Annotated in this window: 1 pseudogene; it reads left to right on the forward strand. The window is 64.6% G+C overall.

Going from position 1 to position 1,258, the window contains the following annotated elements:
• Positions 1 to 14: 14 nt before the first annotated feature.
• Positions 15 to 1,258, forward strand: a pseudogene (locus KNN17_RS22265) (pyruvate dehydrogenase (acetyl-transferring), homodimeric type); the annotation flags it as partial.

A 1,258-nucleotide genomic window follows, 5' to 3' on the forward strand; every position in this document is an offset into this window, starting at 1 on the left:
AAGAGAGGTTGGACGTGGCTGCAGGAGAAGAGACCTCACACATCCTTAGCGGGTTGACTTCCCAGCTGCCTGATCGTGATCCGGAAGAGACTGCCGAGTGGGTTGAGTCTTTGGATGCGTTGATCAGGGAGCAGGGCACGGAACGGGCGCAGTTCATCATGCGCAGCCTGCTTCAGCGGGCGGGGTCCCAGTCCGTGGGGGTGCCGATGGTGACCACCACCGATTACGTGAACACGATCCCGGCGGACCAGGAAGCGGAATTCCCGGGCAACGAGGAATTCGAGCGCCGGTACCGGGCGTACATGCGCTGGAACGCGGCCGTGATGGTGCACCGGGCGCAGCGGGCCGACATCGGGGTGGGCGGGCACATCTCCACCTATGCCGGGGCCGCGACCTTGTACGAGGTCGGCTTCAACCACTTCTTCCGCGGCAAGGACCACCCCTCCGGCGGGGACCAGGTCTTCTTCCAGGGACACGCGTCCCCGGGCATGTACGCCAGGGCGTTCATGGAAGGCCGGCTCTCGGAGGAGGACCTGGACGGGTTCCGGCAGGAAAAGTCCAAGCAGGGCCACGCGCTCTCCTCCTACCCGCACCCGCGCCTGATGCCCTCGTTCTGGGAATTCCCCACCGTGTCGATGGGCATCGGCCCGATGAACGCGATCTACCAGGCCCAGTCCAACCGCTACCTGCACGACCGCGGCCTCAAGGACACCTCCGATCAGCAGGTCTGGGCGTTCCTGGGCGACGGGGAAATGGACGAGCCCGAGTCCCGCGGCCTGCTCCAGCTCGCCGCGAACGAGAACCTGGACAACCTGAACTTCGTGATCAACTGCAACCTCCAGCGCCTGGACGGGCCGGTGAGGGGCAACGGGAAGATCATGCAGGAACTGGAAGCGTTCTTCCGCGGCGCGGGCTGGAACGTCATCAAGGTCGTCTGGGGCCGGGAATGGGATGACCTCCTGGCCCGCGACACCGACGGGTCCCTGGTGAAGATCATGAACGAAACCGTCGACGGGGACTACCAGACCTACAAGGCCGAATCCGGCGGGTTCGTCCGGGAACACTTCTTCGGGAAAACCCCGGCGACCAAGGACATGGTCGCGGACCTGGACGACAACCAGATCTGGAACCTCAAACGCGGCGGCCACGACTACCGCAAGGTCTACGCCGCGTACAAGGCCGCGGTCGAGTTCAAGGGCAAACCCACCGTGATCCTGGCCAAGACCGTCAAGGGCTACGGACTCGGACCCCACTTCGA

It is taken from the genome of Arthrobacter bambusae (assembly GCF_022606295.1).
In the GTDB taxonomy this organism is placed as follows: domain Bacteria; phylum Actinomycetota; class Actinomycetes; order Actinomycetales; family Micrococcaceae; genus Arthrobacter; species Arthrobacter bambusae_A.